The organism is Burkholderia aenigmatica, assembly GCF_902499175.1.
Taxonomy (GTDB): domain Bacteria; phylum Pseudomonadota; class Gammaproteobacteria; order Burkholderiales; family Burkholderiaceae; genus Burkholderia; species Burkholderia aenigmatica.
The window spans coordinates 24,863-38,976 of record NZ_CABVQC010000028.1 but is presented as its reverse complement, the minus strand read 5'-3'; the positions used below and the strand labels follow the sequence as shown (position 1 = coordinate 38,976).

At 65.6% G+C, this 14,114-nt stretch carries 24 protein-coding genes; 5 read left to right on the top strand and 19 right to left on the bottom strand.

The genetic code is table 11. The features are described 5' to 3' along the window. Window positions 1-118: 118 nt before the first annotated feature. Window positions 119-1,162, top strand: a complete 1,044-nt coding sequence (locus BDO18943_RS20815; protein ID WP_175023850.1) for a tyrosine-type recombinase/integrase — start codon at window positions 119-121, stop codon at window positions 1,160-1,162. On the opposite strand, the gene BDO18943_RS20810 is transcribed toward BDO18943_RS20815, so the two are convergent. The 19 genes from BDO18943_RS20810 to BDO18943_RS20720 all read right to left on the bottom strand — a co-directional run bounded on the left by BDO18943_RS20810 (window position 1,159) and on the right by BDO18943_RS20720 (window position 11,634). Further along, a complete protein-coding gene (locus BDO18943_RS20810; RefSeq protein WP_175023849.1) occupies window positions 1,159-1,377 on the bottom strand; it encodes a helix-turn-helix domain-containing protein in 219 nt (72 codons plus the stop codon). The two genes, BDO18943_RS20815 and BDO18943_RS20810, sit on opposite strands and share 4 nt — an antisense overlap. After that, complete coding sequence (locus BDO18943_RS20805) at window positions 1,377-1,742, bottom strand: hypothetical protein (protein WP_175023848.1); 366 nt, start codon at window positions 1,740-1,742, stop codon at window positions 1,377-1,379. Before BDO18943_RS20805 ends, BDO18943_RS20810 begins: the two co-directional genes overlap by 1 nt. 2 nt (window positions 1,743-1,744) lie before the next feature. Further along, on the bottom strand, window positions 1,745-1,993 hold the full coding sequence (locus BDO18943_RS20800; protein ID WP_175023847.1) for a hypothetical protein: 249 nt from the start codon (window positions 1,991-1,993) through the stop codon (window positions 1,745-1,747). 2 nt (window positions 1,994-1,995) lie between these two features. After that, on the bottom strand, window positions 1,996-2,190 hold the full coding sequence (locus tag BDO18943_RS20795; protein ID WP_175023846.1) for a hypothetical protein: 195 nt from the start codon (window positions 2,188-2,190) through the stop codon (window positions 1,996-1,998). A 74-nt stretch (window positions 2,191-2,264) separates the two neighbouring features. After that, complete coding sequence (locus BDO18943_RS20790) at window positions 2,265-2,459, bottom strand: hypothetical protein (RefSeq protein ID WP_175023845.1); 195 nt, start codon at window positions 2,457-2,459, stop codon at window positions 2,265-2,267. Then, window positions 2,453-3,298: a hypothetical protein gene (locus tag BDO18943_RS20785; RefSeq protein WP_175023844.1), complete on the bottom strand. Its 846-nt coding sequence runs from the start codon at window positions 3,296-3,298 to the stop codon at window positions 2,453-2,455. Before BDO18943_RS20785 ends, BDO18943_RS20790 begins: the two co-directional genes overlap by 7 nt. Continuing rightward, window positions 3,295-4,530: a phosphoadenosine phosphosulfate reductase domain-containing protein gene (locus BDO18943_RS20780; protein WP_175023843.1), complete on the bottom strand. Its 1,236-nt coding sequence runs from the start codon at window positions 4,528-4,530 to the stop codon at window positions 3,295-3,297. Before BDO18943_RS20780 ends, BDO18943_RS20785 begins: the two co-directional genes overlap by 4 nt. Window positions 4,531-4,543: 13 nt before the next feature. Beyond that, window positions 4,544-4,807 (bottom strand): hypothetical protein, encoded by a 264-nt coding sequence (locus tag BDO18943_RS20775; protein WP_175023842.1) that lies wholly within the window; start codon window positions 4,805-4,807, stop codon window positions 4,544-4,546. A 4-nt stretch (window positions 4,808-4,811) separates the two neighbouring features. Further along, the gene (locus BDO18943_RS20770; protein WP_175023841.1) at window positions 4,812-5,669 is read right to left on the bottom strand and encodes a hypothetical protein; all 858 of its coding nucleotides are present in this window, start codon (window positions 5,667-5,669) and stop codon (window positions 4,812-4,814) included. A 30-nt stretch (window positions 5,670-5,699) separates the two neighbouring features. Continuing rightward, window positions 5,700-6,023, bottom strand: coding sequence for a hypothetical protein (locus tag BDO18943_RS20765; protein ID WP_175023795.1), 324 nt, complete (start codon window positions 6,021-6,023; stop codon window positions 5,700-5,702). Continuing rightward, a complete protein-coding gene (locus BDO18943_RS20760; RefSeq protein ID WP_175023840.1) occupies window positions 6,023-6,703 on the bottom strand; it encodes a lambda exonuclease family protein in 681 nt (226 codons plus the stop codon). Before BDO18943_RS20760 ends, BDO18943_RS20765 begins: the two co-directional genes overlap by 1 nt. Continuing rightward, a complete protein-coding gene (locus BDO18943_RS20755) occupies window positions 6,696-7,643 on the bottom strand; it encodes a RecT family recombinase (RefSeq protein WP_205187814.1) in 948 nt (315 codons plus the stop codon). Before BDO18943_RS20755 ends, BDO18943_RS20760 begins: the two co-directional genes overlap by 8 nt. A gap of 47 nt (window positions 7,644-7,690) precedes the next feature. Then, entirely contained in the window at window positions 7,691-9,046 is a 1,356-nt protein-coding gene (locus tag BDO18943_RS20750) for a coiled-coil domain-containing protein (protein ID WP_175023839.1), read from the bottom strand. Further along, window positions 9,043-9,210, bottom strand: a complete 168-nt coding sequence (locus BDO18943_RS20745; RefSeq protein WP_175023838.1) for a hypothetical protein — start codon at window positions 9,208-9,210, stop codon at window positions 9,043-9,045. Before BDO18943_RS20745 ends, BDO18943_RS20750 begins: the two co-directional genes overlap by 4 nt. Beyond that, window positions 9,207-9,431 carry a hypothetical protein gene (locus BDO18943_RS20740; protein WP_175023794.1) on the bottom strand — a complete coding sequence of 75 codons (225 nt, stop codon included), beginning with the start codon at window positions 9,429-9,431 and terminating at the stop codon, window positions 9,207-9,209. The genes BDO18943_RS20745 and BDO18943_RS20740 overlap by 4 nt, the downstream gene beginning before the upstream one ends. Continuing rightward, window positions 9,431-9,748 (bottom strand): hypothetical protein, encoded by a 318-nt coding sequence (locus tag BDO18943_RS20735; RefSeq protein WP_175023837.1) that lies wholly within the window; start codon window positions 9,746-9,748, stop codon window positions 9,431-9,433. The genes BDO18943_RS20740 and BDO18943_RS20735 overlap by 1 nt, the downstream gene beginning before the upstream one ends. Window positions 9,749-9,892: 144 nt before the next feature. Further along, window positions 9,893-10,210, bottom strand: a complete 318-nt coding sequence (locus tag BDO18943_RS20730) for a hypothetical protein (protein ID WP_175023836.1) — start codon at window positions 10,208-10,210, stop codon at window positions 9,893-9,895. A 168-nt stretch (window positions 10,211-10,378) separates the two neighbouring features. Beyond that, entirely contained in the window at window positions 10,379-10,876 is a 498-nt protein-coding gene (locus BDO18943_RS20725) for a hypothetical protein (protein WP_175023835.1), read from the bottom strand. After that, a complete protein-coding gene (locus BDO18943_RS20720; RefSeq protein ID WP_175023834.1) occupies window positions 10,873-11,634 on the bottom strand; it encodes a S24 family peptidase in 762 nt (253 codons plus the stop codon). The genes BDO18943_RS20725 and BDO18943_RS20720 overlap by 4 nt, the downstream gene beginning before the upstream one ends. 95 nt (window positions 11,635-11,729) lie before the next feature. Here BDO18943_RS20720 and BDO18943_RS20715 point away from each other — a divergent pair, with 95 nt between their 5' ends. The 4 genes from BDO18943_RS20715 to BDO18943_RS20700 all read left to right on the top strand — a co-directional run bounded on the left by BDO18943_RS20715 (window position 11,730) and on the right by BDO18943_RS20700 (window position 14,113). Beyond that, a complete protein-coding gene (locus BDO18943_RS20715) occupies window positions 11,730-11,999 on the top strand; it encodes a helix-turn-helix domain-containing protein (RefSeq protein WP_205169263.1) in 270 nt (89 codons plus the stop codon). A 94-nt stretch (window positions 12,000-12,093) separates the two neighbouring features. Continuing rightward, window positions 12,094-12,465 (top strand): hypothetical protein, encoded by a 372-nt coding sequence (locus tag BDO18943_RS20710; protein WP_175023833.1) that lies wholly within the window; start codon window positions 12,094-12,096, stop codon window positions 12,463-12,465. After that, a complete protein-coding gene (locus tag BDO18943_RS20705) occupies window positions 12,462-12,671 on the top strand; it encodes a hypothetical protein (RefSeq protein WP_175023832.1) in 210 nt (69 codons plus the stop codon). The genes BDO18943_RS20710 and BDO18943_RS20705 overlap by 4 nt, the downstream gene beginning before the upstream one ends. Window positions 12,672-13,024: 353 nt before the next feature. Then, the gene (locus tag BDO18943_RS20700) at window positions 13,025-14,113 is read left to right on the top strand and encodes a hypothetical protein (protein WP_175023831.1); all 1,089 of its coding nucleotides are present in this window, start codon (window positions 13,025-13,027) and stop codon (window positions 14,111-14,113) included. Window position 14,114 lies beyond the last annotated feature (1 nt).

The window sequence follows — 14,114 nt, the reverse complement described above, 5'->3', positions numbered from 1 at the left end:
TATGCATAATCAACGGGTTAGCGGCTCGGCACTGTTCATCTATACAGGCATATCTAGGCCTGTTCTGCCGTAATTTGTACAATGGAGTCCCCATCCTTTCCCCACGGGACTCCCCACGGTGGCCTCTATCACCCCCCACAAAGACGGCTGGCGAGTACAGCTGTCGGTTCTCGGCCAACGCGATTCCAAGGTGTTGCGCACCAAGCGCGAGGCGAATGCCTGGGCCGCGATGCGCGAGCACGAGATGCGCCAGCGCAAGGATCTCGCGCCGGCCGACCTGCACACGCTGCGCGAGATGCTGGTGCGGTACGACACCGAGGTGATCCCTAGCAAGCGTGGCGCGCGCCCGGAATCGCTTCGCCTGCACGCGTTCCTCCGAAACTTCCCCGATCTCGCCGACAGGAAACTGGCGGACGTGAAAACCCCCGACCTTGCGGCATGGCGCGACGCGCGGCTGAAAGGGTTCGTGGGGAGCGATGGGGAGAAGGTGGCAGCCGTATCGACGGCTTCGGTGCAGCGCGATATCAGCTGGCTGCGCAATGCGTTCAGTATCGCGCGCAAGGAATGGCACTGGATGGAGTCGAACCCGTTCGAAGGCTTCCGGCTGCCGGCCGATCCGCCGCCGCGTGATCGCCGCGTGCGGCCACACGAGGTGCGCTTGCTCTGTCGGCAGCTCGGCTATCGGTCAGGCGTCGCGCCGGAATCGAAGAGTCAGGAAGCCGCGCTCGCGTTTCTCGTCGCACTGCGCACGGCGATGCGTGCTGGCGAGATCTTGAGCCTGGGGGAAGCGACGCTCAACCTGCGTCGCCGCGTCGCGACGGTCGACCACAAAACACAGCATCTGACAGGGAAGCCGCGTGAGGTGCCACTCTCTCGGCATGCGATCCGCCTGCTGAAACCTGTTGCCGATCGAGAAAAGTGCTTCACGATCTCGTCAGGTTCGCTCGACACGCTGTTCCGGAAAGCACGCGATCGTTTGGCCGTCGCGTATCCGGAGATCGCCGAACTGCATTTTCACGACTCCCGAGCCGAAGCACTGACGCGGTTGTCGCGGAAGGTCGACGTGATGACGCTGGCGAAAATCAGCGGCCACGCCGACCTGAAGATCCTGCACCGGACGTACTACCGCGAGTCCGCCGAGGACATCGCGGCCCGCCTCTAGGCGCACGCGCGCGCCTCGTCGATCTGCTCGATGGGGATCATGCCGCACCGGTTCAACTTGAGCTGGCCGGCCTTCACCATCTTGCTCACGGTCGCGCGGCTCAGTCCCAGCATCTCGGCGGCCTGCAGCTGTGTGACCTGCGTCGGGCGCGGATGCGTCTCCGCGTACAGCTGGACCGCGCGGCGAGCGACGCTGATCACTTCGTTCGTTTCCATCATCGTGTCCTCGTCATCATGCAGAGTTCGACCCAGCTGCGGATCTCGCGTTCGTAGCCGGTCAGGGTTGAATTCAGGTTCGGCGGCGTCGGCGCCGCAGCGATGCTGGTATCGTGGACGGCCGCCGGCGCTTCCATCTCGGGTAGCTGGCCCGGCCGCCGGAAGCCGAGTGTCTTCGCGAGCGCGTGGCTGTGCTCGATGCGCCCCGACTCGATCAGCGCGTCGAGGTGCGGCCGCACATCCTTCGTCGGCACCTTGAAGCTCGCGGCGATGACGTATGCGGGGTACGTCTTGCCCGGGATCATCCGCGCGAACACGTTGTCGGCATTCAGCACGCGCGGTTCGTACATCCGGCGACGGCCCATGTTCAATCTCTCCTCGATTCGGTGAGCGCGTGCAGCGCGGCGGCCGCGTGCCGCTCCCAGTCCGCGCCGTGCTCGAGCGCGAAGCTGGTCAGCCAGTGGAGCACCGCCGCCTGTTCGGCCGCCGGCGTGCGCTCGATCACATGGCCGGCGGCGCGCAGCGCGTGCGCGATGGGGCCGGTCTCCCAGACCATCATGCCGAGCACGCGGCCAAGGGCCGGCGTCAGGGTGGTGGGGTAGGAGCAGCTCGCCATGGTCAACCTCCAAACGTGTTGATCTCGGCCAAGAAGGCCGCGACAAACTTCTGCTCGTCGCTCGTCCATGCTTCCGGCTTTTTCTCGCCGATCCGGAGAAGGCGATCACGTAACTCGCCGGTTTTGTGCTCAGGGCAGAAATGCACGGTGGCGGGCAGATAGCCGTGAAACCAATCCCAGCCTGTCGCAGCCGGCATCGTCTTCTCGGGGCACCGCTTTCGGCAGACGAGGCATTTTTCTGGGAAGCGCTTCCCACTCGCGCGTGCTTTTCTCACGATGCGTCTCCCGCAACGACGCACGCCGTGCACACGCCGCGGCATTCACCGGTCGCGTCGTGCACGTCGCGCACGTCGCCCGTGCCGTCGCAGTACGAGCAGCGCGGCTTCAGCTCCGGATACAGCTTCTCGCGCAGGTGCTCGGGCAGCCCGGCCGCGCGGATCGCGAACACTTCGACGTCGGTCAGCATGCTTTCGCCTCCGCGCGGTCGATCCGCTCGATCTCGGCGAGGATCAGCGCGCCAGCCTTCACGAGATTGCGGCGCTCAGTCGACGGTTTCCACCAGTCGAGATCCCACGGCCAGAGATCGGGCGCTTCGGCGAGCGGATAATTCTCGTTGTCCGCCACCGCATAGCAGGCTGCGGCGAGCGCGATGCTGCCGTCTGCGTGATGGTCGTCGTGCTCTGGCGTCCAGCCTTCCGCCTCGACTTGCCGGCGGCGCTCGACGAGGACGTCGCGTGCGGCCGCCGTTACCTCGGCACCCAACGGTGCAGCGCCACCACGCAGCACGTAATCCCGGATCACACTCATCGAGTGCGCGTCAGCGGCCGCCGTCGCGCCGCACAGCACCGATTCGTCGAGCGGCGTGCACATGCGGTTGAGTGCGGCGAGAACGCCGGTGGGAATCGACGCATCGACCTCACGCTGCAGCCGGCACGAACCGTCGGTGCGCTGCTCGCACGGGCCCAGGCCGCTGCACTGGCACGGCGCTGTTGCGCCCGCGAGCCGTGCGCGCAACCACGTCGCGACGTCGGCGCCCTGCGGGCAACCGAACTCGCCGCAGATTCCGTGCAGCAGGTCGAGATTCACGCGCACCGCGTTGTACACCCAGCGCGCGACCGGACGGAGGAGGTCGCCATCCTGCTGCGGCTCGATTGTGTCGAGCAGGTCGCGCACGATGTTTGCGCTCGCCGCGGTGTCGCCGGCCAGCTCGTCGATCGTATCGCCGCCGTGCTCGGTGTCGAAGGTGTGCGCGATGAAGCTGCGCAGCTGAGCGACCGTGTATCCGCCATAGGTGTTGGTGGTCATGCTGCGTCTTCCTCACTGAAGAGGCGCGGCTGCACCGCGCCGTTGGCGTACACGACGTCGAGCACGACGTCACCCGTCGGTTCGTCGCCCTCCCATCCTTGGGGCCACGTCTGCGCGGCGATAAGCTCGCGGATCCGGGCCTCCTCCTCGGTGTCGATCAGATCGATCAGTGGGCGACCGGTGGTGCGCGCGATGTCGTTGCACTTGGCCTGAATCGATAGAATCCGGTCGAGCGCCATCAGACGCGCTTCGAAGGTGAGCGGGCCGAGGCGCTGCGGGTTCTTCGCGACGGCGCCGTTCTTCAATTTCTCGAGGCCCGGCTTCCGCAGACGATGGTGCGGCTCGCGCAGCTCGCGCCAGAGCGGCTTGATGCCGCGCAGTGGGGCGAGATAGGCCCACTGTGAATTGCGGAGCACTGTTTCCAGCGCCTTCTCTTCCTGCGCCAGCGGGCAGCCTACGCATCCCGTGCGCGCGTTCAGCTCTTCGGCCTCGTCGCCGCCGTATGCATCCGCGATCGCGCGCGTCGACCAGTCGCCGAAATCGGCCTCCGGAGCCCAGTGCTTAAGCCATTCCCAGACGTGGCAGACGCGCCAGTGCAACAGCGGAGCAAGAGTCGCGATGCGGCCGCGCAGGCCGCGCGTGTTCGGCAGAACCTGCTGATACCAGCCTTGGCCGCACTCGGCGCCATCCTTGCCACAGCTCATCTCGATGCGCCGGTCGCGGATCGCACTTTCGCCCTGTCGCACGCCGGTGATCATCAGGATTCCGCCGTCGACGCCTTCGAGGCGCTGGCGCAGCGCTTCCTCCATCGGATCGATCTTGATCTGGCGCGTGCACCAGCGGAGCGTGTTGTTGTTCGGCGGCGGGACACCGCGGCCGAGGATGTAAACCATGAATCGTTTGTCGAGCGGGGCGCGCACAACCTCGACCTGGACGCGACGGTCGCGCAGCTCGTCCATGATCTTGAGTGCCGAGATCGCGAGCGGCGGCAGTTCCTGCCGCGTGTCTGCGTAGAACACGGTCAGCGTCTTCGGCCGTGGGATCCTTCCGGTGTCGATCAGCCAGCAGAGGATCGTCAGCGTAGCGGTGCTGTCCTTGCCACCCGACCAGGCGATGCCCCAATGGTCGTGCGCCGGCCCGTAAGCCTGCATCGACTGGATCGTCAGCTCGATGGAGTCGTTCATCTGCAGGCGCTGCGCGCCTGCGGCGAAGATGTCGATCTGGTGATTCATCTGCATCCTCAATTCAAAAAAGCTCGCCCTGCGCCTGCTTCTTGCCGCTCGACTCGGCCAGGTGCGTCGGGCAGAAGTGGATGTCGTCGCCGACCTGGTGCGCGTGCACCGCGCACAGGTGGCGGTCGCACGTCTTCGTCGTGGTCGTGTGGAAGTCGCACTGGAACGCGCTCGACGCTTGGCATCCCGGAACCGAGCACCGCGGCGCGCGCTTGCGGCCGCGCGTGCACACGATTCCGGTGATGCCGCCCGGCAGGCGGAAGGGCGTGCAAGGCATGGCGTTAGGCTTCGGTGGCCGCTTTTTCGCCGTCCGTCGGCGCGTCGCCGGCGTCGTGCGTCTGGCCATCGCGCGGGAAGGGCCACTTGCCATCCGCGTGCTTGTCGGCCGGCGCCACGCTGCGCGAGCGCTTCGTCGTGACCGTCGCATCGCTCTTCACGACGCCGCGCGCGAGATCAGTACCGGCGAACGGGTCTTCGGGCGGAGCATCGCCAGCGGCGGCGGCCGGCGTGTCGTCTTCGGTACCATGCTGCGCGTCGCCGTCTCCAGCGTCGGCACCATCGTCGCCGTCTTCCTCGTCCTGCTCGGGCTCCGTACCAGGCAGCAAGCTCGCTTGTTCGCCGCTGTCCGGCGGCATGATCGACACCGGCACGTCCGTCTGCAGCAGCTCGTCGATCTTCCCTTTCTCGTGCGCCGTCGGGTGCACGATCGCCTTGCACTTGACGAGGGTGATGCCGAGATCTTTCGGGAGGACTTGGAACGCGCTGATCTTCGCCTCGTCGAGCACGATGTGCGACCGCTCGGTGTTGCCCGTGTGCAGCGTCAGCAACCAGCCGAGGAGATCGCCCGGGATGTCGATCCATTGCTGCCACCACGGGAACCGCAGCTGCGAGATGCCGTCGCTCACGTTCGAGGTGTCGATCTTCGACTGCTGCGTTTTCGGGTCGACGCTCGGGCCGGCCGGCTTGCGGTAGAACGCGTCGCGCAGGCCGTTGTTGTCGAGCGTGTCGAGGACCGTGTTGGTCATCGTGAACTCGAAGATGATCGAGTGCGCGGGCCGCTTTTTCTTCTTCCCGTGCTTCTCCATGATGGGCGTCACCGAGGTGATCCTCGCCATCGCGCGTTCGATTTCGATGTACATGTGGGTGCTCCTGGTCAGGGGGAAGGGCAGTTAGGCTTTATGCGTGGCCCGCATGTGCTGCGGCAGGCCGACGGTTTTCACTGACTTGTTGCAGATCGGGCAGCGCGTTTTCGCGTCGTGCTGAACGCCAGGGTGCTTTGCATCCATGTGGTCTTTCAGTCCGGTGCGCGTGACGAGGCGAGGACAGTGGCAGCAGCGGACTTTCTTCGACATCGGCGCGCCGTACGCATCGTCAACGTCCAACGGTCCGCATGCTTCGCAGCGACGCACGGAACCGTCGCCGTCGTCGCCGAGGTAGTCGCCGCATCCTTCGCACAGCGTGCCGTCCAGCATCATTTCGGCGATCTCGCCCATTACGCAGCCCTCGCCTGAAGTCGTTTGATCATCGCGCTCACCTCGGCCTCGAACTGCAGGAGACCGGGCAGCAGCACGCCGTCGATGTACGCGTCGTCGCGCGGCACGATCTGGGTGTAGAGGCTGTACGGTTCGGGCACGCGCGGGTCGTACGATGCGAACAGCCACCAGCGCCGGCCGGTGACGAGCATGCCGCCCTGCACCTGGTCGACGTGGTCGTCCGGCATGCCGTTCAGCAGCGTGTTGATATGCACGGCCTCGTCCATCGGGCATTTCGATTCGTAGCCGCCGTCGGTACTGATCAGGCCGTCGGGCGACGCGCCGAGGAATTCGTAGCGCGGGTGCGTGAAGAAGCCGCCGGGCGCGATGATGTAGCCGGTCACGAGCTCGGCCTGCTCGCGGCCGAACGGCTCGATTTCCTCGCCCCATTTCGTCGCGCGGCCGCCGACTTCGTGCGTCGACGTCGCGGCGAGCCGTTCGAACACGATCTCGCGCATGTACTTGTCGCGCGCGCCGGTGGACTGGCGCGGCTTCAGCTGGCCCTTCTTCGGGCCGGTCTTGTATACGTCGCCCGGCTCGCCGCCCGTGAACGCGATCGCGTCGCGGAAGCGGCTGGCCGTGATGCGCCCGGCACGCGCTGCGTACCAGGCGTCGGTGCGCTGGTCGATCGCGTTATTCATCGTCGCCGCCCGGTTCGCGCTGGCCCGTGCCCTCGTCCTGCGGTGCGCCGTCGGCCTGCTGCTGCGCCTGCGGTGCGCCAGCGATCGCCGCAATGCGATCGCGCTCGCGCAGGCCGATCGCAGACCGGTCGTCCTTAGAAAGCTTCGTCCACTCTTCCTTGAAAGGCTCGAAGCCGAGATTGCGCGCGACGTCCTCCAACTTCTTCACGATCGCGTCGTGCGCGGGCGTGCGCGCCGGCCGGCTGCTGTCGGCCGCATTGCCTGCGATCCGCGCCGGCGTCGCGCGTTGCATGTTGATCGGCTGGCCAGTCGCGTAGTCGACGCCGTCCTGCAACTCGTCGGGCGTGTACACGCCGAGGATCACGTCCGGCGCGTGCAGGCGCCCCCAGCGCTTCGCCGTGAGATACGCGAGCTGCTGCTTCGGGTCGGCGACCCAGTTCGGCGAATTGCGGACGTCGCCAACTTCGGCCATCGTCACCTGACGCAGGCGTGCCTCGGTCTCGCCGCGCAGCGTGGCCCACACCTGCGCCCACCGGTCGGGGCTTTTGTCGGTTTTCCCGTTCGTGCCGGCCCAGTTGTCCGACCATGCGAAGTTGAGGCGCGTCGCGAGCGCGGGCGACGAGTTCAGCACGGCGATGACGAGCTGGGCTTCGTAGCCGAGCGTACCGTTGACCAGGTGCGTTTTCTGCGCGACAGAGAACGGGTTCATGCCCCACTGCATGGCCTGCATGCAGACAGCGAAACAGTCGCCCTGATTGCCCTGCAGATGCTTCGGGATGGTAGTTTTGCCGGTCGACATGAGATCGGCGATACGGATCATGCGATCCATCGACTCGTCGCTGAGAATCAGCGCGACCGAGCTGATCGACGCGGGTGCCGGCGCGATCTCGGTGATCGGCGTGAGGATTTCGGGTTGCTGCTGGACGATGACGTCGGACATTGCGTTTTCTCCATGTGCGCGAGACTCGGCCGCGCGTGGTGGGTAGGTCAGGCTGCTGCGGTTTCTTCGGCGGGGACGTACGTGGCCTTCTCGATCGCGGCGAATGCCTGCGCGAGCTGCTCGGGATACGCATCGTTCCAGTTCTGCTTCGTGGCCTTGTGCACCATTGCCTGCAGAGCTGCGAGCAGGGCCGGCGCGGCCGCGATCAGGTGTGCATCGGCGGGGCGGTAGACGCTTTCGCAGATCAGATTTCCGCCGTAGTACTCGGCATCGTTGTGCCCGCTGCCCGGGCAGCCGGCGATCTCTGCCGTCGTGACGACGCACCCGCCGGTCTTGCCGATCGACCACGTGCCGCCGGTATGGCCCGGCGCCAGCATCGCCGCGCGGTTGTCCGCGCGCTCACGCGCGACGCGGTCGCGTTCGGCCTGCGCCGCGAGTTCGGCCGCCTCACGCAGAGCCGCTTCCTCGCGTTCGCGCTGCTCGCGCTCGGCGCGGTCGAGCTCAGCCTGCCGGCGCGCCATTTCCGCGCGCTCGTTCGCGAGGCGCGCATCCTCGGCGGCGATCGCAGCGCGGCGCTCCGCGTCCTCGCGTTCCTGTTGCGCGCGGCGCGCCGCTTCCTCGGCGTCGCGACGCTCGCGCTCGACGCGTTCCTGCTCGGCGCGTTCGGCGGCCTCGGCACGCTCATGTTCAGCGCGCGCCGCGGCTTCGACGCGTTCGCGTTCCGTGCGCTCGGCCTCGTCGCGCTGGCGCTGCGCTTCCAGCTCGGCACGCTGGCGGTCCAGCTCCTCGCGCTCGGCGGCGAGCCGCGCAGCTTCGGCTTCCTGTGCGACGGCCGCCGCGTGCAGCTCGCGCAGCTTGTCGAGTGTCGTGCCGCGCGCCATTTCGGCTTCGCCGGTCAGTTCGGCGAAGCGCGGCACGTCGATCTCGATCGCGACGAGGTCGGTGATCTCGATCTGGATTTGGGCGGCCGTGCGGCCGGCGACGCGCACTGCGATCGCGCGGATGTCGTCGATGTGCTCGCGGATCGCGGCGACGCGCCGCTGCTCGGCTTCCAACTTCGCGCGCTTCTCGGCTTCGCGTGCCTCGTCCCACACGTCGCGCAGACGGATCAGGCGCTTCTCTTCGGGCTCGGTGATCGCGATCAGGCGGTTCTCTTCGGCGATGACCGCCGTCGAGAACGCGTTTGCGTCGTCGCGCGCGGCCTTCGCCGCCTTCTTGATGTCGGTGCGCGCGGTGCGCAGCACCATCGCAGCGCTGTGCACCTGGTCGCGCGCTGCAGCGTTCTTGATCTCGACCATGTCGGTCGATTTCGCGACGAGCTCGCGCAGCGACGTTTCGCGCTCGGTCGACGTCAGCGCAACGGCGGCGCGCTCGACGACGGTCAGTTCGGTGGTAGTGGTCATGCGGTCCTCACGGGGATAGATAAGACGGATGTGCCGTCTTGGTTGAGCACCGCGATCGCGACCATGCACGCGAAGGCGATGACGATCATCAGCGCGATGGCGCGGACGGGGTGGCGCTCGTAAAGACGGTCGAGCGCCGAGCACAGGTTGTTGATCAGGCTCATCCGAGGCTCCGCAGATACGGGCCGGCGACGAGCGAGCCGTACCAGAGGCCCGCGATCGCGAAGCCGTAGGCGGCCATCCACACGCCGGCCTCGGCGGCACGACGCATGCGGGAAACCCGCCCGGCGGCGCGCAGCAGCGCGTTGTCGTTTGCCGGCCGCGATACAACCGATCGGCTGTAATTGCGCAATACAGGCGTTAGGCTGTTGAGAGGGGTGCGCATCACAGACCCTCCCCGCAGGCGCGGAAGTGCCGCACCGGCTCCGGCGCAGCCTTGCGGCCGGCCTTGATCAGCACTTCGTTGATGACCGCCCGAACGCCGGAAGTGAGACGGCCGTTCCCAGCGTCGTCCTCGGCGGCGACCATTTCGAGGGCGAGCAGCGCATCGTCAGCCGCAGCCGCGTCGAACAGCGGGTACACCATGCAGCCCGACTTCATGCGCGACAGCTTGCACTGGACGCTTTCTCCAGAAAGCATCTGCTTCAGCGCCTCTTCGTTGACGAAGCCGACCGGCCCCGGCAAGCGATTGATGTTGTCCATGTGGTCTCTCGGTGTGGCGCGAGGCTCAGCCGCGGTGGTGGTCGTCTCGGCCGATGCGCTTGATCGCGTCGGCGATCAGGATCACCAGCGTCAGCACGCTCACAGCGAGCACGCCGACGACGAAAAACTGGATCGAGTGCATGCTCAGTACCCCTTGCGCTTCGCGACGCCTTCGGCGGCCGCGGCGAACGCGTCCTCAAACATGATCCCGAGCAGGTAGGTGAAGTGCGCGCGGTCCGACTTGTCGAGGAACGCGTTCATCACCTTCGCGCGGAAGCCGGCGGGCAGCTCCGCCATCGCGTCGATCACGTCGTCGATCTCGACTTCGGCCGATGCGCGCTCGAAGGCGGCTTCTTCGGCTTGGACGCGCGCGTCAGCGTCCGCCTGCACGCGGTCCGCATAGGTATCGATGCGGGCGGGCGTCGTGCGGACGTTGGGGGTTGCGGTGGGGATCGGGAACATTTGGCTTCTCCAAAAGCATTGCTTCTGGATGTGAATAGTAGCAGGGCTGCTTTTAATGTCAAGAGCAATGCTTCTATTTCAATTCGCCGAGATCAGCACTGGCTGCGATTGATCCCGGAAACGAAAAAGCCCCGCGCGGGGCGGGGCTTTGATGGGCGTGCGGGGCGGCTACTTCTTCGGTGGCATCGAGAACGCACCGCGGTACTGTTCGGGCGCTGGCCTGGTGGCGGCTTCGCATTCGCGATAGACCTGCACGCTCAGGCGGGCCGGATCGCTCAATGCAAGATTGGCGTCGGTATAGATGCGATGTCGAACGCGCAGCTTCCAATCGGCGTTGAGCTTAGAGCCGAAGAGATCGGGATTGGAGGATTCGGGAAGCCCATTCTGACGATTCGAGACGACAGCCTCGACGTATCGCGACTTCATTTGGCATTCTGTCGGCGCGGGCATTGCGTCACGGCGCCGTTGTTCCTCCGCGGACGCCTGCTCGTAACGGGCTTCCCGCTCAGCATGTGTCGCCGCATCCGAGGCTGCTCGATCAGCTTTCGCTTGTGCAAGTCGCGAGCGCACTTGGTCGAGCTGGAACTGATTGGATTGGGCCCACGATGGGGCGGCAATCGCGCAGCTGGCTGCAAATAGGCACATCACGATTCGGACGTGTTTCACTCAAGACCTCCGCTGCCACTGCGATCACGCACGCGGCCCAAAATGGTGATGAACTGCGCTGCCTGCTCGGCGCTGATTGTCTCTTCTGCGTATTTCTTGTTGTCGCTCACCAATACGAGCGAGCCGTCGTATTTTTTCAGGATCCGCTTCACGCGGAACCCGTCGCCGTAACGCAGCGCGTAAACCTTGCCGTCACGAACTGCTGTATCCCCACAATCGATCAGCGCTGAATCACCGTCGTAGAGTGTAGGTTCCATGCTATCGCCCGTGATCTTCACGCGGCGCGCGTTCTGCGGCTTAATGCCCTGGTCGCGGAGATAACGCAACGAGTACGTGCTCGGCTCGACCTCGCGCTCGATTTCCCATTGAATATGACCGCTGCCGGCCTCGCACTGCAGGTTGTATTGGGGAATTGCCACGTATCCGTCTGGCGTCTCGGCGCCGTGCTCGATTGGAATTATGGGGGTGCCGACAGGGCCATCGTTCGACGGCACCAGGCCCGACAGCGTCGGGCTGATGTCTGCCGGCCGCATGCCGAGAACCCGCGCGAACGAAAGCAGGGCCGGCAAGTTGAGCGGGATCACGCCGCGCAGATATTGCCCGACGGCGCCCTGTGAGCCGATCCCGGTTTCCCGGCCGAGCCATTCCTGCGTCGCACCCTCGTTGCGATCCTTATAGGCCAGCCACGCGGCCTTCAGCCGCGCCACGTCCTGCTTTTCTTCCGCCGTCAGCTCTCGGCGCTTTGTGGTCTTGTCCATGATCCGATTCTATTAGAGGGGCTACTTTTCTAACGTGCCACTTGAAAAGCAATACTTCTTGGTTACAATAGGAGCATTGCTACTAAGGAGGCGCTATGCGACTCGATGCATACATGCGCGAGCACAAGCTCACTCAGGCAGCGCTCGGCGCGATGCTTACCCCGCCGGTCAGCCAATCGCAGGTCAGTCAGTGGTTCCGTGGCCGCACGAGCATCACGCTCGAACAGGCACTCCAGATCCAGAGCGTCACGAACGGCGAGGTGACGCCAGCCGATTGCGCGGGCGTGCATCTGCCCGATGACACCGCCAGTTCCGGCGACGTCCCGCACAAACCTCATCCCGAAGCCGCACAGATCCCGGCGTAACCGCGCCAGCCGGGCGAGCCCCGGCTTTTATTTCGCCCGCGGTCCAACTGGGTAATCAAGTGGGTAATCAACTGGGTAACGATTGATTTTTCGTATGAACCAGACCGAATTCAGGATGTTTGCGCCGTGGATACAGGCCGCGACGCTGCCCGAGACGGACATCGAATCGATGACGTTCGAGGCATGCCTCGAGCGTGCGCTCGAGCTTGGCCTGCGCCGCTTCGATCGCAAGACGCTCGCGCGCAACTGCGACATCCACTATCCGCACTTCGCCGACCTGGTCGCCGGTCGCCGGCCGTTCCCCGCGACGAAGCTTCACCTGTTCTGCATGTTCACAGGCTGCGACTACCCGCGCCAGTGGCTTGCGCTGCAGGAGCGCCGCGCGATTGACGAGTACCGCCGCATGAGCCAACAGGCCCTCGGCGAGTTCGTCCAGCAGGCGTTCGCGCAGCGAGGTGCTGCATGAAGCTCACGGCGCGTGACGTCGGCAAGCTGTTCACCCGTAAGCTCGGCCGCCCCATGGAATACCTGGGCGAGGAAGACGGCCGATTCCTCTTCGTGTTCCGCGATCCGCCGCGCGATCACCTCGCGTACGGCGCTGACGACCTCTGGATGATCGAGCGCCACCGGCCCGATGCAGCGCCCGTGCGAAAGGAGGGGCCCCGTGGTTGATCTCTACATCGACGCCTGGATGGCGTGCGTCATCTGGTTCGCGTTCGGCGGCGCGTGGAGGCTCTGCTGATGCGCCTCCAAACGTTTCTGCATTTTCAATCCCTGCGCGAAGCTCTCCTCATCGTGAACCAATGGAGGACAGCTTGAGCCGCTGGACCACAACCGAAGTACAGGCACTCGTTCGCGAAGTGCCGCGCGCCCGCACGCCTGCCGCGCTGCAGCCGCTGTTTCCTCGTCACCCTATCGGCGGTGTGAGGCAGAAGGCATTGCGCCTGACGTTGCCGTGGCCGCCGGCGCGCGGGAGGAAAGCGTGATCGACATCCCGAATCTCCTCACCACGGCGGGGTGCTGACGTGGCACGCATCCGCTCAATCAAACCCGAGTATTGGACGTCCGAGCAGGTGATGAACTGCTCGCGCGACGCGCGCTGCCTGTTCGTTGGCCTCTGGAATTTTTGCGACGACGGCGGCAACCACCCGGCCAGCGTGAAGACGCTGAAGGCCGAGGTATTCCCCGGCGACGACGACGCGACCATGGACGCGATGATGCGCTGGATCGACGAGCTGATCGAACAGGGGCTGCTCGCCGAATACGAAGCCGAGGGCCGCGAGTTCTGGCACGTCACCGGATGGCACCACCAGCGCATCGACCAGCCGACGATGCGTCACCCGGTCGGTGACGCAGGTGACGCGGTGACGCAAGGTGACGCGCGTCACCCTAAAAGGCTGGGTGGAAAGCAGCGACAGCTGTTGATCCGCAAATTGCGTGACCGCGACGGTGACACGTGTCACTCCTGCGGTGACGCACCCGGTGTCACGTTGCTGCGCGTCACTGACGCATCGCCCGAAAACCCGCATGACGCAAGGACTTACCGCCTTGTCTGCACGTCGTGCCGAGGCAAAAAGCCGGACGGTGACGCGAAGGTGACGCAAGGTGACGCAAGGTACGTCGCTGGTGACTCGACTACGGAGTCGAATGGAGTCGAGTCGAATGGAGAGGAAGGGAGTAAACCAGACGGTACTGTCATCGTCAGTGGTACACCCGCATGTGTCACCGGTGACGTGTCACCTGAAGACGACCTGGTCCCTCGCGACAACGCCGAGTGGATCCGCTACTTCGCCGAGCGTCACGGCGTCGAGATCGACCCGACGAGCGTGCACGACCGGAGGAAGGCATTCCCGCTGTTCGCGGCATGGACGATCGCCGGCATCACGTGCGGCCACATGGATCGTGCCGTCAAGAAGGCGCAGGCCGAGGCGAAGACCTCGATCGCGTTCCTTCCGGCGTACGTCGACCGCGTCCTCGCGACGATGGACGCCCCTCCCCAGCAACCGCGCATGAGCGCCGCGCAGAAGCGCGACGCGATCAGCGAAGCGAACGCCGCCGCATTCCTCGCTGGCGTCCCCACCGACGACCCGAACGTCATCGACATGGAGCACTGAC

Coding starts and splice junctions, on each gene's coding strand:
- BDO18943_RS20810 (WP_175023849.1), bottom strand. CDS start 1,377: ATGGAAACGAACGAAGTGATCAGCGTCGCTCGCCGCGCGGTCCAGCTG.
- BDO18943_RS20805 (WP_175023848.1), bottom strand. CDS start 1,742: ATGGGCCGTCGCCGGATGTACGAACCGCGCGTGCTGAATGCCGACAAC.
- BDO18943_RS20800 (WP_175023847.1), bottom strand. CDS start 1,993: ATGGCGAGCTGCTCCTACCCCACCACCCTGACGCCGGCCCTTGGCCGC.
- BDO18943_RS20795 (WP_175023846.1), bottom strand. CDS start 2,190: ATGCCGGCTGCGACAGGCTGGGATTGGTTTCACGGCTATCTGCCCGCC.
- BDO18943_RS20790 (WP_175023845.1), bottom strand. CDS start 2,459: ATGCTGACCGACGTCGAAGTGTTCGCGATCCGCGCGGCCGGGCTGCCC.
- BDO18943_RS20785 (WP_175023844.1), bottom strand. CDS start 3,298: ATGACCACCAACACCTATGGCGGATACACGGTCGCTCAGCTGCGCAGC.
- BDO18943_RS20780 (WP_175023843.1), bottom strand. CDS start 4,530: ATGAATCACCAGATCGACATCTTCGCCGCAGGCGCGCAGCGCCTGCAG.
- BDO18943_RS20775 (WP_175023842.1), bottom strand. CDS start 4,807: ATGCCTTGCACGCCCTTCCGCCTGCCGGGCGGCATCACCGGAATCGTG.
- BDO18943_RS20770 (WP_175023841.1), bottom strand. CDS start 5,669: ATGTACATCGAAATCGAACGCGCGATGGCGAGGATCACCTCGGTGACG.
- BDO18943_RS20765 (WP_175023795.1), bottom strand. CDS start 6,023: ATGGGCGAGATCGCCGAAATGATGCTGGACGGCACGCTGTGCGAAGGA.
- BDO18943_RS20760 (WP_175023840.1), bottom strand. CDS start 6,703: ATGAATAACGCGATCGACCAGCGCACCGACGCCTGGTACGCAGCGCGT.
- BDO18943_RS20755 (WP_205187814.1), bottom strand. CDS start 7,643: ATGTCCGACGTCATCGTCCAGCAGCAACCCGAAATCCTCACGCCGATC.
- BDO18943_RS20750 (WP_175023839.1), bottom strand. CDS start 9,046: ATGACCACTACCACCGAACTGACCGTCGTCGAGCGCGCCGCCGTTGCG.
- BDO18943_RS20745 (WP_175023838.1), bottom strand. CDS start 9,210: ATGAGCCTGATCAACAACCTGTGCTCGGCGCTCGACCGTCTTTACGAG.
- BDO18943_RS20740 (WP_175023794.1), bottom strand. CDS start 9,431: ATGCGCACCCCTCTCAACAGCCTAACGCCTGTATTGCGCAATTACAGC.
- BDO18943_RS20735 (WP_175023837.1), bottom strand. CDS start 9,748: ATGGACAACATCAATCGCTTGCCGGGGCCGGTCGGCTTCGTCAACGAA.
- BDO18943_RS20730 (WP_175023836.1), bottom strand. CDS start 10,210: ATGTTCCCGATCCCCACCGCAACCCCCAACGTCCGCACGACGCCCGCC.
- BDO18943_RS20720 (WP_175023834.1), bottom strand. CDS start 11,634: ATGGACAAGACCACAAAGCGCCGAGAGCTGACGGCGGAAGAAAAGCAG.
- BDO18943_RS20715 (WP_205169263.1), top strand. CDS start 11,730: ATGCGACTCGATGCATACATGCGCGAGCACAAGCTCACTCAGGCAGCG.
- BDO18943_RS20710 (WP_175023833.1), top strand. CDS start 12,094: ATGAACCAGACCGAATTCAGGATGTTTGCGCCGTGGATACAGGCCGCG.
- BDO18943_RS20705 (WP_175023832.1), top strand. CDS start 12,462: ATGAAGCTCACGGCGCGTGACGTCGGCAAGCTGTTCACCCGTAAGCTC.